Below are 17,382 nucleotides of genomic sequence, written 5' to 3'. Positions count from 1 at the left end.
ATGGCCAAAACTCTGTTTCAATATGTAATTAATGAACGTATTTACTTCCGAAGAAGAAAAAATGGTGGAGAATATCGGAGTCGAACCGATGACCTCCTGCGTGCAAGGCAGGCGCTCTAGCCAGCTGAGCTAATCCCCCATTTCTTAAATGAAATTCCAAAATTCTAAAATTCCAAATTCCAAAAAGGATAGGTATCCCAACTTCTAAAATTTCCTCTTCATACACCGGAGCTTTAAGCAAGGTGTAATCCAATATGTGTTTTATGAACGTATATTTCCGAGGAAATATTTGTTAGTATTCAGTAGCAATTGCAGTATGCAGTTAAACTGCGCACTGTAAACTGTGACTGCTTACTTTTTTTGTAGTCTCAGGCAGACTCGAACTGCCGACCTCTACATTATCAGTGTAGCGCTCTAACCAGCTGAGCTATGAGACTTTAAAAAAAGTCTTCAGTGTTCAGTGTTCAGTAATCAGTTGTGACACTGACACTGTACCTGTTGACCATAATATTATAAAATTGACAGCTAAACCAAGCAAGACTCCTTTGTTTTTCAATAAGAGTGTCTCTTTGTTGAATATTCGGTCGTCTTTCTCTAGAAAGGAGGTGTTCCAGCCGCACCTTCCGGTACGGCTACCTTGTTACGACTTAGCCCCAGTTACCAGCTTCACCCTAGGCCGCTCCTTGCGGTGACGGACTTCAGGTGCTTCCAGCTTCCATGGCTTGACGGGCGGTGTGTACAAGGCCCGGGAACGTATTCACCGGATCATGGCTGATATCCGATTACTAGCGATTCCAGCTTCACGGGGTCGAGTTGCAGACCCCGATCCGAACTGAGACAGGTTTTGTGGATTCGCTCCTGCTTGCGCAGTGGCTGCCCATTGTACCTGCCATTGTAGCACGTGTGTGGCCCAGGACGTAAGGGCCGTGATGATTTGACGTCATCCCCACCTTCCTCGCGGTTTGCACCGGCAGTCTTGTTAGAGTTCCCGACACTACTCGCTGGCAACTAACAACAGGGGTTGCGCTCGTTATAGGACTTAACCTGACACCTCACGGCACGAGCTGACGACAACCATGCAGCACCTTGTAATCTGTCCGAAGAAGGGAATGTTTCCACTCCTGTCAGACTACATTTAAGCCCTGGTAAGGTTCCTCGCGTATCATCGAATTAAACCACATGCTCCACCGCTTGTGCGGGCCCCCGTCAATTCCTTTGAGTTTCATTCTTGCGAACGTACTCCCCAGGTGGGATACTTATCACTTTCGCTTGGCCACCCAGCACACCAATGTGTGCCGGACAGCTAGTATCCATCGTTTACGGCGTGGACTACCAGGGTATCTAATCCTGTTCGCTCCCCACGCTTTCGTCCATCAGCGTCAATACGTTGTTAGTGACCTGCCTTCGCAATCGGTATTCTATGTGATATCTAAGCATTTCACCGCTACACCACATATTCTAGCCACTTCACAACGATTCAAGACAACCAGTATCAATGGCATTTCTACAGTTGAGCTGCAGACTTTCACCACTGACTTAGCTGCCCGCCTACGGACCCTTTAAACCCAATGATTCCGGATAACGCTTGGATCCTCCGTATTACCGCGGCTGCTGGCACGGAGTTAGCCGATCCTTATTCGCAGAGTACCGTCAAGCCCCCACACGTGGGGGTGTTTCTTCCTCTGTAAAAGCAGTTTACAACCCATAGGGCCGTCTTCCTGCACGCGGCATGGCTGGATCAGGCTCTCGCCCATTGTCCAATATTCCTCACTGCTGCCTCCCGTAGGAGTCTGGTCCGTGTCTCAGTACCAGTGTGGGGGATCCCCCTCTCAGGGCCCCTAACCATCGTAGCCTTGGTGTGCCGTTACCACACCAACTAGCTAATGGTACGCATGATCATCTTGTACCGATAAAATCTTTAATCAAAAAACAATGCCGTTAATTGATACTATGGGGCATTAATCCAAGTTTCCCTGGGCTATTCCCCTGTACAAGGCAGATTCCATACGCGTTACTCACCCGTGCGCCGGTCTCAAAAGGAGCAAGCTCCTCTCTACCCCTCGACTTGCATGTGTTAGGCCTGCCGCTAGCGTTCATCCTGAGCCAGGATCAAACTCTTCATCGTATAATCTTCAATAATATTGCGACCATACTTCAGTAAGAGCTCGACTCTCAAAAAAATCTCAGAAAATCTTACTTAGTTTAGTTTCTTTGTTGACCAACATTCTTTCGAATGTTAATCTACGCTGTCAATTTCAATATCTCAATGAACTTTTCCCTATAATTATAAGGAGTCAATTTGTCGATGGAACGGAGTTGAACCGTTGCTGTTACTGCCTCTCACCGTGTTTTTAAATAACCTGCTTCCCTAAGCGGGTGCAAATATACAACTCTTTTTTAAACCCACAAGCTTTTTGTGAAAATAAATTAAAAAAGTTTTTTAAAGATCGTTTTGCTTTTTTCAACAACACTAGCTGTTACCCTAAGCAAACCTTCGCAAAACGCTTCGGCTTCCGTAGGCGGGTGCAAATATAGAACCCTTTTTTTAACCTCACAATACTTTTTTAATAAAAGTTTAAAAGAATTTTTAAAGAACGTTTCGCCTTGCTCTACAACCCACAAGCTGTAATCCTAAGCGGCTGCAAATATAGAACGCTTTTCAATACCCACAAACTATTATAAGCCTTTTTTTTTATTAATTCTTGAACGGATATTCAAGTGGCTGAATGAACAATACTTAGCTTAAAATTTAAATTACGCCTATTTATACCTTAATATATATACACTTTCAGACGCAACACGAAGGATCATATCAAAATCACCAGCAAAACCTTATAAAACGGGCTTCTCAAGCACTAAAAAACAATTCAAATCATCCTTCCCATCCATTTCATCCAATCCATTACTTAAGTCCCTGAAAACCTATACCTTATAACGATTCCGACAAATTAGCCGTAATGAAACTTCCATTCACACACATTAAACGCACCTTCACAGATACAACCACAATACTTAACAATTCTCAATACAATACGAAATAGCACCGGAAGATTGGAAGCTATAACTAACTAATGATTCATTGGCGACTCCAGCTTAATATTTAACCTATCCTATTCTAAGCACTGAGATAGACAGATCAAACCATTTCTATTTATGCTGCCTTTCATTATATAATTAAGAATACCCTTTATACAATATTGCAAAACGCTGAAACTAATAGTATCTTTGCACCCTAAAAATTTTCAGTATATGATAGCTATTACCCTACCAGATGGAAGTGTAAAACATTTTGATGCAGGAGTTACACCAATGGATGTGGCCAAAAGCATAAGTGAAGGCTTTGCCAGAAACGTGATTTCAGCATCCTTTAATAAGGAAACTGTTGAAACAACCACTCCCCTAGCCGAGGATGGCAATCTTATACTATATACCTGGAACAACGACGAAGGCAAAAAAGCCTTTTGGCATTCATCTGCACATATTCTTGCACAAGCACTAGAAGAATTGTATCCCGGCATCAAACTAAGCATTGGACCAGCTATCGAAAATGGGTTTTATTACGACGTAGATTTTGGAGATAAAACCATTTCGGAAAAAGACCTAAAAGAGGTTGAAGACAAAATGCTGACTATTGCGCGCGGAAAACACGAATTCTCCATACGGGAATCTTCAAAAGCGGATGCACTAGACTACTACAAGAAACAAAACAACGAGTATAAGGTTGAATTGATTGAGAACCTGGAAGACGGAACAATAACTTTCTGTGATCACGATACCTTTACAGATCTTTGTCGTGGAGGACATATTCCAAATACCGGAATAGTAAAAGCCATTAAGTTGATGAGTATAGCTGGTGCATATTGGCGCGGTGATGAAAAAAACAAACAACTTACTCGAATTTACGGAATCAGTTTTCCGAAGCAGAAAGATTTAACCGAATACCTTAACCTGCTAGAAGAAGCGAAAAAAAGAGACCACAGAAAGCTTGGAAAAGAATTAGAACTTTTTACATTTTCACAAAAAGTAGGCCAGGGACTTCCACTTTGGTTACCAAAAGGAGCCGCCTTGCGCGAACGCCTTGAAAATTTCTTGAAGAAGGCACAGAAAAAAGCGGGATATGAAATGGTGATAACGCCGCACATAGGTCAAAAAGAGCTTTATGTTACATCCGGTCATTATGAAAAGTATGGTGCCGACAGTTTTCAACCTATAACTACTCCAAGCGAAGGGGAAGAGTTTCTTTTAAAACCCATGAACTGCCCGCACCACTGCGAGATTTTCAATAGTAAACCTTGGTCTTATAAAGATCTGCCAAAACGTTTTGCTGAATTCGGAACTGTATATCGTTATGAACAAAGTGGCGAACTTCACGGTTTAACTCGGGTACGTGGTTTTACTCAGGATGACGCGCATATCTTCTGTATGCCAGATCAGTTAGATGACGAGTTCAAAAAAGTAATCGATTTGGTACTTTACGTATTTGGGTCTTTAGGCTTTGAAAACTTTTATACGCAAGTTTCTTTACGCGATCCGGAGAAGCCAGAAAAGTACATTGGAAGTCTTGAGAATTGGGATAAAGCCGAAAAAGCAATTATCAGCGCTGCCGAATCAAAAGAACTCGACTATAAGATTGAATATGGCGAAGCTGCTTTTTACGGCCCGAAATTAGATTTCATGGTGAAAGATGCGCTTGGCAGAAGCTGGCAGCTAGGTACTATTCAAGTAGACTACAACCTTCCTGAACGATTTGAATTAGAGTACAAAGGCAGTGATAATGAAATGCATAGACCGGTAATGATTCACCGCGCACCATTCGGAAGTATGGAGCGTTTTGTGGCTATACTTTTGGAGCATACCGGCGGTAATTTCCCGCTTTGGCTTATGCCAGAACAGGTAAGCATTTTATCTTTAAGTGAAAAATATGAAAAATACTCACAAAAAGTTTTAAATTTGCTTGAGAATGACGAAATTCGCGCCCTTGTTGACAATAGAAACGAGACCATCGGCAAGAAGATCAGGGAAGCTGAAATGAACAAGATCCCGTATATGCTCATTGTTGGTGAGCAAGAAGAGAAAGATGGAACGGTTTCTGTACGTAAACACGGGGAAGGCGATTTGGGCACTATGACACCAGAAGCCTTTTCAGAATTGATTCAGAAAACAATAAAAGAAGAATCGAAAGAATTTAATGTTTAACTAAATATATTAGGCCATAGCAATACGAAGAAAAAGAAGTAGAGGACCTGCAAGGATAATTAAGGAGGATCAACACAGAATCAATGGAAAGATTCGTGCTGAAGAAGTCCGCCTTGTGGGAGAGAATGTTGAAGTAGGGGTTTACCCTTTAAAAAAAGCACGTGAAATCGCCGACGAGCAAGAACTAGATCTTGTGGAAATTTCACCGAACGCTAAACCACCTGTTTGTAAGGTAATAGACTATAAGAAGTTTGTTTACGAGCAGAAAAAACGCGAAAAAGTCCTAAAAGCCAAAGCAACTAAAGTTACCATCAAGGAAATTAGGTTCGGGCCAAATACGGATGATCACGATTACGAGTTTAAAAAGAAACACGGAGAAAAGTTTTTACAGGAAGGTTCTAAATTGAAAGCGTATGTTTTCTTTAAAGGACGTTCTATCATATATAAAGACCAAGGTGAAATTTTATTGTTGCGTCTTGCCCGAGATTTGGAAGAATTCGGGAAAGTGGAGCAAATGCCAAAACTCGAGGGTAAGCGAATGATTATGTTCATCGCACCTAAGAAGAAGTAGGGACAAGTCGCGACTTGTCCGTACAAAACAGAATAATAAATAGAATCCAAAAATTTGGATTGATAGTCCTCCTATGCTTAAGCTACTACGGAGAACATAGAAAAAAAACTCTCCATAGCTTCAGCGAAGGAGAGCGAATAAGCGAAATAATTAATAATAAAGTAGGAAACATGCCGAAACAAAAAACAAAATCCAGTGCCAAGAAGCGTTTTAAGCTAACCGGTACCGGTAAGATTAAAAGAAAGCATGCGTTTAAAAGCCACATCTTAACAAAGAAGAGCAAAAAACGTAAAAAAGCATTGACCAAAATGGGATTAGTCCACAAGGCCGATGAAAGCAATGTTAAACAAATGCTTCGTTTGAAGTAATATCGTTTAACCGGTTAAAACAATTATTTAAACCCTGGAGTAGCGCCTAAAAAGAGTTATGAGTTATGAGTTATGAGTTCAGAATATTGAATTTTGAATCTTAAACCTTGAACTTTAACCGCCTACTACAAAACACATTAAAATTATGCCAAGATCAGTAAATTCAGTTGCGAAGAGAGCCCGCCGTAAAAAGGTTCTTAAACAAGCCAAAGGATACTTTGGAAGACGTAAAAACGTTTGGACGGTAGCAAAAAACGCTGTGGACAAAGCAATGCTTTATTCATACCGTGACCGTCGTGTAAAAAAGAGAAATTTCAGATCCTTATGGATCACCCGTATTAATGCGGGCGCAAGACAGCATGGAATGTCTTATTCACAATTTATGGGTAGTTTAAAAACTAACGGAATCGAACTTAACCGAAAGGTTTTAGCAGATTTAGCTATGAACCACCCAGAGGCTTTTGCCGCAATCGTAAATCAAGTAAAATAAGACATTAACAATATTATTTCGCTTAAAAACCGCTTCAGAAATGAGGCGGTTTTTTTATGCTTAAGTCTCAGGTAGAACAGAATCCTTATCTTCGTTTAAAATAGGTTTAATGTATCGTTCGCACTTTATCTTCTATATGCTCTTTCTAGTATTGGGAAACTTCCTTTTTGCACAACAAGGAAGTGGAAAACTATATAAGGTTGACCGATACAAATCCGTATACCTTCCCTTGGGAAAAATTTCATTTGCCGATAAAATTGTGGACTTTAAAGTTGGAAACCCACCTCCTATTAAAAAATACAGAGATAGCACGCAATGTCTTCACGAACCCAACTACAAAAACTACCAAACTCCAAACTTTCTCTCCTTGGGCTGTGGCGGAGTGTTAACTGTTGAATTTACAGATAATGGTTTTATGAACCTACCTGGCGACGACCTTTATATTTTTGAAGTAGGTCCTTCCCGAGAAGCTGCAAAAGTTGAAATTTCTGAAAACGGAATTGACTGGATTTATGCGGGAAGAATAGCAGGTGGCAAATCTTCAATAGATTTAAGCGATGAAAATATTAGTAAGGAAACCGTTTTTTACTTTCTTCGAATTATCGATTTAAAAGAATTATGCCGAAGTATAACTGCGGGTGCAGATATTGATGCTATTGGGGCAATTAACAGCGTGATGATGTTAACGATAAACACTGATGTTCTTTTCGATGTTGCCAATTATGATATTAAAGACACCGCAGAAAAAAGCCTTGACTCCTTGGTCAAAAACATTCAGAAAATAGACAAAGCAACCCTATATATTGAAGGGCACACAGACAGTGATGGCGAAGAAATATACAATATGGAGCTTTCGAAAAACAGAAGTATTTCAGTAAAAAATAGACTTATCGAAATATTCGGCGAAAACGCGCTTTATGAATATGAAGTTATACCCTACGGAGAAAGCAAACCGCGGGTTCCAAATGATACCGACGAACACAAACAACAAAACAGAAGGGTGGAAATTACTGTTTTACCACCTAGAGATTATTATGAAGGCTTGGAATAGATTTTAGATTTGAGAGGTGAGATTTTAGAAGTGAGTGGTGAGAACTTTCTCAATTTGAAGGTTGTTTGAGTTTTTCATTTCTATTTTTATCTGAACTTCCCTGATTAGAGTTGACTGTTATTAATTAATTTTCATTGTTAAAAATAGTCATCAATTTTCTTTCTTGAGGCCTCAAGAAAGAAAATTGGGTTATGAACTTTTCAGGGCTCATTCTGTCATTGTTATTATGCAATCTTTTGTTGTTATAATTCTTTACGGCTTTTGCCGTCATCCTTTTTAATTGACCAAAGTCCTTAGGTTTCCAGTGGTCTAGGTACTCTTCTTTTATGGTTCTGTTGATACGCTCGGCATAGGCATTGTCCTGTGCGGAGAGTGCCATGCTTATCTGGCTTCCATTGTTCTTTAAAAGACTTATGTACTCTTTATAAGTATATTGACTTCCTCTGTCACTATGGTGTATCAGTGGGGCATCGTTTTCACTCAGAGCCATATTCAAAGCATCCATATTTGCCTGTGCCCTCATATTGTCAGAGACCTTGTAGCCTACGATTTTCTTGGTATAGACATCTATTATAAAGACTGCATAATAGTGCCTGTCTCCAATGGGCATATAGGTGATATCGGACTGCCATACCATTGATGGACGGTCAATTTCCATTCCTTTTATAAGGTTGGGCCAATAGATTTTTGAAGCGATTGTCGTTCTTCTATAATTCTTTTTATGCTTCAATCGATATCCCAGTTCCATCATAAGTTCTATAAACCGATCCCTTCCAATAAAGTCAGGGTTAAGTGTATAGTACATTTTCTCCACCCCACAACCTGGATGGTCCTCCCGCAGTTCGTCTGCTTCAAGGACCAGCTGTGCTGTTTTGCTATCAAAGATCTCTTGCCGCGCATCGTACTGGGCAACGGCCTGCTTAGTCAGACCGGCTTCTTTATAGAGACTGTTCAGGGAAAAACTCATTTTTTGTTTGTTTTTCCGGAACCAGTTGATTGTGGGGTGCCGAAGTTTTTTTTAATATCGATGTCAAGTTCATCCTTGGCAATCTCCATCATCTTCTCCAGATAATCGATCTTGATCTGTTTACGGCCAACGGCGCTTTCCAGCTCTTTTACACGGGCTTCGAGCTCCTTCATTTTTTGATTGCTGCTGTCTTTCATCTCTACAATTCTAAATCCTTTCTCGTTAAAGGTAGAGAATTTATAAATCCATCTATAAATTATCGAATTTCTGATCCCGTGCAGCTTCTCCAACTGTAAAACACTGAACTTACCACTTTCAAAATCTGCAACGATCCTTTTTTTAAAGTCCTCTGAGTATTTACGCTGCTTGCGCAACTTTCGAACATTTGCTTTCATAGTTTTCCACGCTTTAAGTGGTCAACCTATATCAGGGACGTACAATCAACATCTGTCATCAATCATCCGTCCTCCGTCCTTTTTAAGTCTTCTGCTTTTTCTTCTTTGCAGCAGGAAATAATACGTTATTCAAAATAAGTCGGTACCCAGGGGATTTTGGGTGCAGCGCCAATTCCGTGGGGGCATCCCCTACTCTATGTTGATAATCTTCGGGGTCGTGACCACCGTAGAAAGTGAAAAATCCCTTTCCTTTTATTCCGTGAACATAGCGTGCTTCTCCATTGGTTTTGTTTTCTCCCATAACCAGCACGTTTGCCTTTACTTGATCTCTCTCGAAAGCAGTAGTTTGCCCCATAAATCCTTTGACCAAAGAAGTGTGATTTTGACACAACATGGTTGGAATGGGATCCCACTTTGCAGAGTAATCCATTAATGTGAAATAATCACTTTCCTTTGGAACTCTTCGTTTATCAGTAGTATCAATGCTGGAAAACTCATAAACCATCGGGCTACGTTCCAGTATAAAATCTGTAAATGCGAATGTCCTACCGTAATCTATTTTGTTTTGATAATTTGGTTCACTCGGATCTCCGTCAAACATTGGTTCACAAATATCAACTCCTTCGGCAGAAAGCGCGATATCAAAACTATCCGTTGCACTACACATAGCGAACATAAAGCCCCCGCCAATTACATAATCTCGGATTTTCTTTGCAACGGCTAATTTTTCTTCTGAAACTTTATTGAACCCCATCTTCGCGGCTAAGGCTTCGGCTTTATTTTTCTCTTCAATATACCAAGGTGTAGAACGATATGCCCGGTAAAATTTTCCATATTGTCCTGTAAAATCCTCGTGATGTAAGTGCAACCAATCGTATAAAATTAACTGATCTCCCAACACTTCCTCGTCATAAATGGTGGTATATGGAATCTCTGCGTACGTTAAAACCATCGTCACGGCGTCGTCCCACGGAAGATTACTCTTAGGAGAATAAACTGCAATTCTTGGCGCTTTCTCCAAAACCACAGCATCCATATTTTTTGATGGACTACTTATATCTGTGAGGATTTGCTCGGTTTTACTATCGGAAATCACTTCAAAAGAAACTCCACGAAGCTGACATTCTCTTTGCGTTTCGGGTGAATCTGGCATGAGAAAAGAGCCACCTCGGTAATTGAGCAGCCATTTTACTTTTTGGTTTTTTTCCAAGACCCAATACGTAACTCCGTATGCTTTTAGGTGCTCTTTTTGACTTTCGGCATCCATTGGTACTAGAATGTAAGCTGCAAAAGCATTTATTGAAAATAAAAACAAAAACAGGAAGGAAAGTTTCTTGATCATAACTTCAAAGATAGTAACAAATTTTAAGCCAGACAGTTGATGGAAAACTATTTCGGTCAATCTAAGAGATATTTTCAGTGCCAAAAAAAACCTGGTATTTTGATCAAAAAATGGTTAAAAAAAATTAATAAGAGTTAAAAAAAGAGGAAACTATCTGATAGCAAATATATTGCGGAAATATTTTAAATTTCCAAAAGCTAAAGTTTGCTTAAACCCTATTCTCAATGACTTCATGCGTCATAGCTTTGCATCAAATAACAATAAAAAAACAAGATATGAAAACGACATTTTTAATTGTAGCAAGCTTTTTTGGTATTGCTGCAGCTACTGCCCAATCAGATAAAACAGAGGTTGACTTTGGTGTTAGAGGAGGTGTAAACTTCGCTAATATCACTTCAAATGATGATTTTGATTCCCCTGATAGCAGAACAAATTTTTATGCAGGTCTAGTTGCAGAACTTCCATTGCATGAACGCTTCTCATTACAAGGAGAGGTATTTTATTCAGGTCAAGGTTTTGAGCAGGATATCCCTTTGATTGATGAAAAAGTGGAATATAAAGCAGATTATATTCAAGTACCTTTATTAGCTAAGTTTTACATAGTAGAAGGCCTAAGTGTAGCCGCCGGTCCGCAATTCGGGTTTAAAGTAAACGAAAAAGTGGACTATGACTCTGCTAATATTGAAACTGAACTTGACACTGACAGTCTAAAGACTTTCGACTTTCAAGGAACAGCAGGGCTTGAGTATAAATTCAATAATGGCTTATTCCTTCAAGGAAGATATTCCTACGGTTTTTCAGATTTAATTAAAGACAATAGTATTCACACCTCAGTATTTTCAGCAGGTTTGGGTTACATGTTCTAATGATTAATAAAACATAAATTGAAAAAGGGCGGAAAATTTTTCCGCCCTTTTTCTTTTTTTAATACATTCACATTTAAGCCTGCTACTTAAAAAGGTACATCATTTTCATCTCCTTCAGAGAAATCGTCATTCATGGAACTGCCGAAAGCTTCATTTGCAGATGGTAAATTTTTTGTTTTAAACGTATCGTCATTGGCAGCATCATTCATTCTAGAATGAATTTCAGTAGGACCCGAATCAAAAGTATCGAGGTTTTCAAACTTACCTAAATTACCAACGAATTTCAGACGTATTTCATCCAGGCCACCATTACGGTGTTTTGCTATTATAAGCTCAGCTTGACCTGCAGTTGGGGTGTGTTCATCATCATCCCATTCATCAATTTTATAATATTCCGGGCGATAAATAAAGGAAACAATATCCGCATCCTGCTCAATTGCCCCAGATTCACGTAGATCTGACAGCAATGGTCTCTTACTCCCCCCACGGGTTTCAACAGCACGAGAAAGTTGAGAAAGCGCAATTACAGGGACACTTAATTCCTTCGCTAAAGCTTTTAAATTACGTGAAATAGTGGAAATCTCTTGTTCACGGTTTCCTCCTTTTTGGCTTCCACCGGCAGTCATCAATTGCAGGTAATCTACAATTATAAGCTTAATGCCGTGTTGGGAAGAAAGCCTTCTCGCCTTAGCACGTAGATCAAAAATTGAAAGCGAAGGGGTATCATCTATAAAAAGTGGTGCTTTTTCAAGCCCTTTCACCTTTACGTTTAACTGTTCCCATTCATGTTTTTCGAGATTTCCAGTTCGCAATTTTTCCGAGCTCAATTGAGTTTCTGAAGAAATAAGTCGTGTTATAAGTTGTACTGAAGACATTTCCAAAGAGAAAAATGCTACAGGTATATTGTGCTCTACAGCCATATTTCGGGCCATGGAAAGCGTTAGTGCTGTTTTACCCATACCTGGACGTGCAGCAATAATAATCAAATCACTAGGCTGCCAACCGGAAGTAAGTTCATCCAGTTTTGCAAATCCAGATGGAACCCCAGAAAGACCTTCTTTATTGGCTATTTCTTCGATTCGTTTCTTGGCCTGGATTACAAGGTTCTGGGCCGTTTCGGAAGAACGTTTAATGTTCCCTTGGGTTACTTCATATAATTTGGCTTCTGCCGTATCCAAAAGATCAAAAACGTCGGTGCCTTCATTATAGGATTCCTCGATTATTTCATTCGAAATTTTAATCAGACTTCGTTGAATATATTTCTGAAGAATAATACGTGCATGGAACTCAATATGCGCCGAAGAAGACACTTTTTGGGTAAGTTGAATGAGGTAAAACTCACCGCCTGCCAGATCCAATTTCCCCTGTTTCTTTAATTGTGTGGAAACGGTTAATAAGTCTACTGGTTGACTGTTTTCGAAGAGATTGTAAATCGCTTCAAATATGTGTTGGTGCGCCTGTTTGTAGAAAACCTCCGCATGAAGGATGTCAATTACTTCATCAACACCCTTTTTATCGATCATTAAAGCCCCTAGAACAACTTCCTCTAAATCAATAGCTTGTGGCGGAATCTTACCTTTTTCAAGCGATATTACTTGCGAAGAGCGGGTTGAATAACTAGTTTGAGGTTTTAATTTTTCCATTAAGCGAATGTAAATAAAATGTTAAGAGGAGGGCATGGTTTTTAGTCTCTCGATATTAACCATCCTTCAACAATTGAACTGTTGACAACTCCAAAATATTGTTGATAACCCGTAAAAAAATCCGAAGCTCTCACTTCAGATTTACGTTATGATAAGCTATTGTTAGATCTATCCCTTGAACTCGCCCATTTCCAAATATTTATCCATTCTATTTTTAACTAAATCGGCTGGGGATAACATTTTTAATGTATCATAATACTTTTGAATTGCAGTAGCAACGGTTGAAAAAGTTTTTTCGCGATCGCTGTGGGCACCTCCCAAGGGTTCTTTTATAATTTCGTCTATCAGACTCAATTTTTTCATATCTGTGGCTGTGAGTTTTAGCGCTGTTGCAGCTTGTTCTTTAAACTCCCAACTTCTCCAGAGAATGGAGGAACAGCTTTCGGGTGAAATTACCGAATACCACGTATTCTCTAGCATTAAAACTTTATCGCCTACTCCAATTCCCAAAGCTCCTCCACTGGCGCCCTCGCCAATAATCACAACGATAATAGGCACTTTAAGACGGGTCATCTCCAAAATATTTCTTGCTATTGCCTCGCCTTGTCCACGTTCTTCAGCTTCCAATCCAGGGAAAGCACCGGGGGTATCTATCAAGCATACCACAGGCACATTAAACTTCTCTGCAGATTTCATTAATCGAAGTGCTTTTCGATATCCTTCTGGATTCGCCATTCCAAAGTTTCTAAACTGGCGTGTTTTTGTGTTGTAGCCTTTTTGCTGCCCCAAAAACATAAAACTTTGATCTCCAATTTTTCCAAGGCCACCCACCATTGCCTTATCATCTTTAAAACCACGGTCTCCATGGAGCTCTAAAAATGATTCCCCACAAATGGCGTTAATATAATCCATGGTGTAAGGACGATCTGGGTGACGCGAAAGCTGGACACGTTGCCAGGGTGTAAGGTTTTTATAAATATCCCTTTTGGTGTCTTTCAGCTTTTTTTCAATCTGTTTACAAGTGTTGCTTACATCAACATCACTTTCTTGGCCAATAAGGCAGGCCTTTTCAAATTGCTCTTGCAATTCTTTTATAGGGAGTTCAAAATCAAGATATTCCATAATTTATTCCTTATTTTCGTAGCAGTTAATCTACAAAGATAAAATTTTGTTTTAGGTGTTAGTCAATCTTCGTCGTTTTCTTTCTTGCGTAATTTTTATAATGCCATTGGCAATTACCGTAAGCAGAATGATTCCCGCGCCATAATAAAATTGCGGACTCATATTCTCTGAATCGCCCAAAATAATAAGGGCCAAGAGAATACCATACACCGGTTCCATATTAATGGTTAGCATAACGGTATAAGGACTTATCCATTTCATCACGTGTATGGAAGCAATAAAGGCATAAGCCGTACAAACCGACGCCAAAATTACAAGATATATCCAATCATTCGTTGAAACTGTAAAAAAATCAGCGGTGAAGTTTCCTGTAAATGCCAAATATATGGTAATTCCCAAAACTCCAAACATCAATTCGTAAAAGGAAATTGCCGAGGCTTTATGCTTTAGCACAAACTTCCCATTTATTACTGAAAAAAGAGCGCTCAAAAATGCGGAAATCAGCGCAAGTACAATTCCGAATGTATAAGAAGAGTCTACGTCAAAAATAACATAAAGTCCAGCCACAACTACAAGTCCGAATAATACTTCGTAGAGAATTATTTTTCTCCCGTATATAAGGGGCTCCAAGAGTGAAGCGAAAAAAGCACCTGTTGAAATTACGGCTAAAGTAACGGAAACATTTGAAGCTTTAATTGCTCCAAAAAATGTGAGCCAATGCATGGCTATTATAATTCCTGCTAAGGCAAAACCCATTAAGGCCTTAAAAGTAAATTTCAGGTTTTCCTTTCTGAATTTTAAAAAGATAAAAATCAGGAGCGTTGCAAGCAACATTCGGTACCAAACCAATGGAATGGCTTCCAAAGAGATTAATGCGCCCAAAACCGCTGTAAACCCCCAGATGAATATTATAAAATGTAGATGGAGATAATTTAGAAGCTTATCGTTTCGCATTTCTCAATAAATAAATTGCCAATATTGCGAATACAAAATTTGGAAACCAGGTTGCTAGAAATGGAGAGAAATCACTTTGTTCTGCCATAGTACCAAAAACCTTGTCAAAGAAAATATAAACCATCCCAACACTAATACCTATAGCGAGGTTAACGCCCATGCCTCCCCTTCTTTTGACCGAAGAAACCGCTACGGCAATAATGGTTAATATATATGCGGAAACGGGTAAACTCCAACGTTTATAGCGCACAACTTCGTATCGATTGATATAGGAAGATCCACGTGCCTTTTCTTTTTTAATAAAATCATTGAGCTCGGTAAAATTAAGGGTTTCTGCAATGTAGGTTACAGGGGTTAAATCTTCCATATCGAATGCGAACACCGTATCCAGTTTCGGTTTTGTCTCCAAGATATCATCCCGCTCTCCTATTTTTCTTTTACTATACTTATATAGTGAATAGGTACTGTCCTTTTCTATAAATTTAATCTGGGACGCAGAAATTTTATAGGTCATTTTATTACCCTCAAAATGCTCCAAGGTAAAATTACTCCCTATTTTTTCCTTCACATTAAAATAGCTTACATAAATATAATCATTCTTATTAATCTGGGTGTAAACATTACTTTGGTCTCTATCTTTTTTTCCTTTTTTAAGATAGGTGTATGAAAACTCATTAAACCCTTTACTCGCCTTGGGTGCCAGATACATGCTAAAAACAAGTGCGGCAATACACACAATTGTTGCACCTATTATATATGGACGAAGAAATCTATAATAAGAAACCCCGCTACTTAGAAAAGCAATGATCTCGGTATCATTGGCCAATTTTGAAGTGAACCATATTACCGATAAAAATAGAAATAGTGGAAATAAAAGATTGGCGAAATAGATGGTGAAATGGTAGAGATATATTAGAACCTCAGTTAAAGGAACTTCATTCTCCAGAATTTTATCAATCTTTTCGGCTAGGTGAACGGTGATACCGATAGGGATAAATAGCAATAAAAGGAGCGTGAAGGTGCCCAAATATTTTCGAAGTATGTATCTATCAAGTATGCTGAGCATTCTATAATCTTTGAGCTAACTTTTTTACCATCCTGTTTTTCCATTCGGTAAAATCACCTGCTAAGATATGTTTTCTTGCTTCCCTAACCAACCACAAATAGAATCCAAGATTGTGAATGGTGGCTATTTGCCTTCCTAACATTTCATTTACCGTAAATAAATGGCGAAGATAAGCCTTGTTATAATCAGTATCTACCCAAGTAATCCCCATTGGATCAATTGCCGAAAGATCGGCTTCCCACTTTTTATTTTTAATATTGATTATTCCTTCAGAAGTAAAAAGCATACCATTTCTGCCGTTTCTTGTTGGCATAACACAGTCAAACATATCAATTCCTAAAGCTATATTCTCCAAAATATTTACTGGAGTTCCAACACCCATTAAATATCGCGGTTTATCCTTCGGAAGTATTTCTGTAACAATAGAAGTCATTTCATACATTTCATCCGCAGGTTCACCTACCGAAAGTCCACCAATCGCGTTCCCTTCCGCCCCTACTGAAGCAATATATTCAGCAGATTGCTTCCGTAAATCTTTATAGGTACTTCCTTGAACAATAGGGAAAAAAGTTTGACCGTAATCGTATTTTAAAGGTGTTTTCTCTAAATGCTTTATGCAGCGATCCAACCAACGATGCGTCATATGCATAGATCGTTTTGCATAATTGTAGTCGCAAGGGTATGGGGCACATTCATCAAAAGCCATAATAATGTCAGCGCCAATTACGCGTTGAATTTCCATAACATTCTCTGGTGTGAAAACGTGATAGCTCCCATCTATATGACTCTTAAACTTTACCCCTTCCTCCTTAATCTTTCTGTTGGCCGAAAGTGAATAAACTTGGTATCCGCCACTATCAGTTAAGATATTACGATCCCAGTTCATAAACTTATGAAGCCCACCCGCTTTTTCAAGAATTGGTGTTTTGGGCCTGAGATATAAATGATAGGTATTCCCTAGAATAATATCAGGATTAATGTCTTCTTTCAGTTCGCGTTGGTGTACACCTTTTACGGATGCTACAGTGCCAACAGGCATAAAAATAGGTGTTTCAATCACTCCGTGATCTGTAGTGATTGTCGCAGCGCGTGCACTGCTTTGTTTATCTGTGGCTTCTAATTTAAAGTGCATTCAGCAATTTTTATTGAGCGGCAAAGATAACTTTAAATAAATTCCAAAACCCAAATTCCAAAAGACAAAATTTTCGATGTTTGATGATGGAAGAAGGATGCACTACGACAGAAGACAGAATCTTGTTGGATTTTTAACATCCGTCTTCCAGCAACTATGTTAACAAAACGATTAAATCGTTAATAAAAGCATAGCGTTCTTCTTTGTGCAGCTTACCTA

General features: G+C 39.2%; 14 protein-coding genes, 2 tRNA genes and 1 rRNA gene. 6 read left to right on the top strand and 11 right to left on the bottom strand.

Annotated elements, in window-relative coordinates; all coding sequences use genetic code 11:
- Positions 1 to 62: 62 nt before the first annotated feature.
- From G440_RS0107765 to G440_RS0107755, 3 genes are all read right to left on the bottom strand, one after another.
- A tRNA-Ala gene (locus tag G440_RS0107765) sits at positions 63 to 139 on the bottom strand.
- 224 nt (positions 140 to 363) lie between these two features.
- Positions 364 to 437: transfer RNA gene (locus tag G440_RS0107760), tRNA-Ile, on the bottom strand.
- A 161-nt stretch (positions 438 to 598) separates the two neighbouring features.
- A 16S ribosomal RNA gene (locus G440_RS0107755) occupies positions 599 to 2,125 on the bottom strand.
- A 1,124-nt stretch (positions 2,126 to 3,249) separates the two neighbouring features.
- On the opposite strand from G440_RS0107755, the gene thrS reads away from it, so the two are divergent.
- From thrS to G440_RS20625, 5 genes are all read left to right on the top strand, one after another.
- Complete coding sequence (gene thrS / locus G440_RS0107745) at positions 3,250 to 5,196, top strand: threonine--tRNA ligase (protein WP_026450786.1); 1,947 nt, start codon at positions 3,250 to 3,252, stop codon at positions 5,194 to 5,196.
- 58 nt (positions 5,197 to 5,254) lie between these two features.
- Positions 5,255 to 5,767 carry a translation initiation factor IF-3 gene (gene infC / locus G440_RS0107740; protein ID WP_084426654.1) on the top strand — a complete coding sequence of 171 codons (513 nt, stop codon included), beginning with the start codon at positions 5,255 to 5,257 and terminating at the stop codon, positions 5,765 to 5,767.
- A gap of 170 nt (positions 5,768 to 5,937) precedes the next feature.
- Positions 5,938 to 6,135: a 50S ribosomal protein L35 gene (gene rpmI, locus G440_RS0107735; RefSeq protein ID WP_026450784.1), complete on the top strand. Its 198-nt coding sequence runs from the start codon at positions 5,938 to 5,940 to the stop codon at positions 6,133 to 6,135.
- 145 nt (positions 6,136 to 6,280) lie between these two features.
- A complete protein-coding gene (gene rplT / locus G440_RS0107730) occupies positions 6,281 to 6,625 on the top strand; it encodes a 50S ribosomal protein L20 (RefSeq protein ID WP_026450783.1) in 345 nt (114 codons plus the stop codon).
- Positions 6,626 to 6,734: 109 nt separating this feature from the next.
- Positions 6,735 to 7,676, top strand: a complete 942-nt coding sequence (locus G440_RS20625; protein WP_051285219.1) for an OmpA family protein — start codon at positions 6,735 to 6,737, stop codon at positions 7,674 to 7,676.
- A 124-nt stretch (positions 7,677 to 7,800) separates the two neighbouring features.
- Here G440_RS20625 and G440_RS0107720 read toward each other — a convergent pair whose 3' ends face one another.
- The 3 genes from G440_RS0107720 to G440_RS0107710 all read right to left on the bottom strand — a co-directional run bounded on the left by G440_RS0107720 (position 7,801) and on the right by G440_RS0107710 (position 10,305).
- Positions 7,801 to 8,643 (bottom strand): IS3 family transposase, encoded by an 843-nt coding sequence (locus G440_RS0107720; protein ID WP_157417888.1) that lies wholly within the window; start codon positions 8,641 to 8,643, stop codon positions 7,801 to 7,803.
- On the bottom strand, positions 8,640 to 9,038 hold the full coding sequence (locus G440_RS0107715) for a transposase (RefSeq protein ID WP_026450781.1): 399 nt from the start codon (positions 9,036 to 9,038) through the stop codon (positions 8,640 to 8,642). Before G440_RS0107715 ends, G440_RS0107720 begins: the two co-directional genes overlap by 4 nt.
- An 82-nt stretch (positions 9,039 to 9,120) precedes the next feature.
- Positions 9,121 to 10,305 (bottom strand): hypothetical protein, encoded by a 1,185-nt coding sequence (locus G440_RS0107710; RefSeq protein ID WP_034259204.1) that lies wholly within the window; start codon positions 10,303 to 10,305, stop codon positions 9,121 to 9,123.
- A gap of 350 nt (positions 10,306 to 10,655) precedes the next feature.
- On the opposite strand from G440_RS0107710, the gene G440_RS0107705 reads away from it, so the two are divergent.
- Positions 10,656 to 11,246 carry a porin family protein gene (locus G440_RS0107705; RefSeq protein ID WP_026450779.1) on the top strand — a complete coding sequence of 197 codons (591 nt, stop codon included), beginning with the start codon at positions 10,656 to 10,658 and terminating at the stop codon, positions 11,244 to 11,246.
- A gap of 86 nt (positions 11,247 to 11,332) precedes the next feature.
- Here G440_RS0107705 and dnaB read toward each other — a convergent pair whose 3' ends face one another.
- From dnaB to tgt, 5 genes are all read right to left on the bottom strand, one after another.
- Positions 11,333 to 12,889: a replicative DNA helicase gene (dnaB, locus tag G440_RS0107700; RefSeq protein WP_026450778.1), complete on the bottom strand. Its 1,557-nt coding sequence runs from the start codon at positions 12,887 to 12,889 to the stop codon at positions 11,333 to 11,335.
- 168 nt (positions 12,890 to 13,057) lie between these two features.
- The gene (locus tag G440_RS0107695) at positions 13,058 to 14,011 is read right to left on the bottom strand and encodes an acetyl-CoA carboxylase carboxyltransferase subunit alpha (RefSeq protein WP_026450777.1); all 954 of its coding nucleotides are present in this window, start codon (positions 14,009 to 14,011) and stop codon (positions 13,058 to 13,060) included.
- Positions 14,012 to 14,062: 51 nt separating this feature from the next.
- Positions 14,063 to 14,965: a DMT family transporter gene (locus G440_RS0107690; protein WP_026450776.1), complete on the bottom strand. Its 903-nt coding sequence runs from the start codon at positions 14,963 to 14,965 to the stop codon at positions 14,063 to 14,065.
- A complete protein-coding gene (locus G440_RS0107685) occupies positions 14,952 to 16,031 on the bottom strand; it encodes an LptF/LptG family permease (protein WP_034259167.1) in 1,080 nt (359 codons plus the stop codon). The genes G440_RS0107690 and G440_RS0107685 overlap by 14 nt, the downstream gene beginning before the upstream one ends.
- Position 16,032: 1 nt before the next feature.
- Entirely contained in the window at positions 16,033 to 17,163 is a 1,131-nt protein-coding gene (tgt, locus tag G440_RS0107680; RefSeq protein WP_026450774.1) for a tRNA guanosine(34) transglycosylase Tgt, read from the bottom strand.
- Positions 17,164 to 17,382: the final 219 nt, after the last annotated feature.

It is taken from the genome of Aequorivita capsosiphonis DSM 23843 (assembly GCF_000429125.1).
GTDB classification, from domain to species: domain Bacteria; phylum Bacteroidota; class Bacteroidia; order Flavobacteriales; family Flavobacteriaceae; genus Aequorivita; species Aequorivita capsosiphonis.
The sequence above is the reverse complement of the archived record's forward strand: the minus strand, read 5'-3'. Positions and strand labels throughout refer to the sequence as shown.

Bases quoted from the DNA above. Each gene is read 5' to 3' on its own strand.
- G440_RS0107715 (WP_026450781.1), bottom strand. From the start codon at position 9,038: ATGAAAGCAAATGTTCGAAAGTTGCGCAAGCAGCGTAAATACTCAGAG.
- rplT (WP_026450783.1), top strand. From the start codon at position 6,281: ATGCCAAGATCAGTAAATTCAGTTGCGAAGAGAGCCCGCCGTAAAAAG.
- G440_RS0107720 (WP_157417888.1), bottom strand. From the start codon at position 8,643: ATGAGTTTTTCCCTGAACAGTCTCTATAAAGAAGCCGGTCTGACTAAG.
- thrS (WP_026450786.1), top strand. From the start codon at position 3,250: ATGATAGCTATTACCCTACCAGATGGAAGTGTAAAACATTTTGATGCA.
- G440_RS20625 (WP_051285219.1), top strand. From the start codon at position 6,735: ATGTATCGTTCGCACTTTATCTTCTATATGCTCTTTCTAGTATTGGGA.
- G440_RS0107695 (WP_026450777.1), bottom strand. From the start codon at position 14,011: ATGGAATATCTTGATTTTGAACTCCCTATAAAAGAATTGCAAGAGCAA.
- G440_RS0107690 (WP_026450776.1), bottom strand. From the start codon at position 14,965: ATGCGAAACGATAAGCTTCTAAATTATCTCCATCTACATTTTATAATA.
- dnaB (WP_026450778.1), bottom strand. From the start codon at position 12,889: ATGGAAAAATTAAAACCTCAAACTAGTTATTCAACCCGCTCTTCGCAA.
- G440_RS0107710 (WP_034259204.1), bottom strand. From the start codon at position 10,305: ATGGATGCCGAAAGTCAAAAAGAGCACCTAAAAGCATACGGAGTTACG.
- tgt (WP_026450774.1), bottom strand. From the start codon at position 17,163: ATGCACTTTAAATTAGAAGCCACAGATAAACAAAGCAGTGCACGCGCT.
- rpmI (WP_026450784.1), top strand. From the start codon at position 5,938: ATGCCGAAACAAAAAACAAAATCCAGTGCCAAGAAGCGTTTTAAGCTA.
- G440_RS0107685 (WP_034259167.1), bottom strand. From the start codon at position 16,031: ATGCTCAGCATACTTGATAGATACATACTTCGAAAATATTTGGGCACC.
- G440_RS0107705 (WP_026450779.1), top strand. From the start codon at position 10,656: ATGAAAACGACATTTTTAATTGTAGCAAGCTTTTTTGGTATTGCTGCA.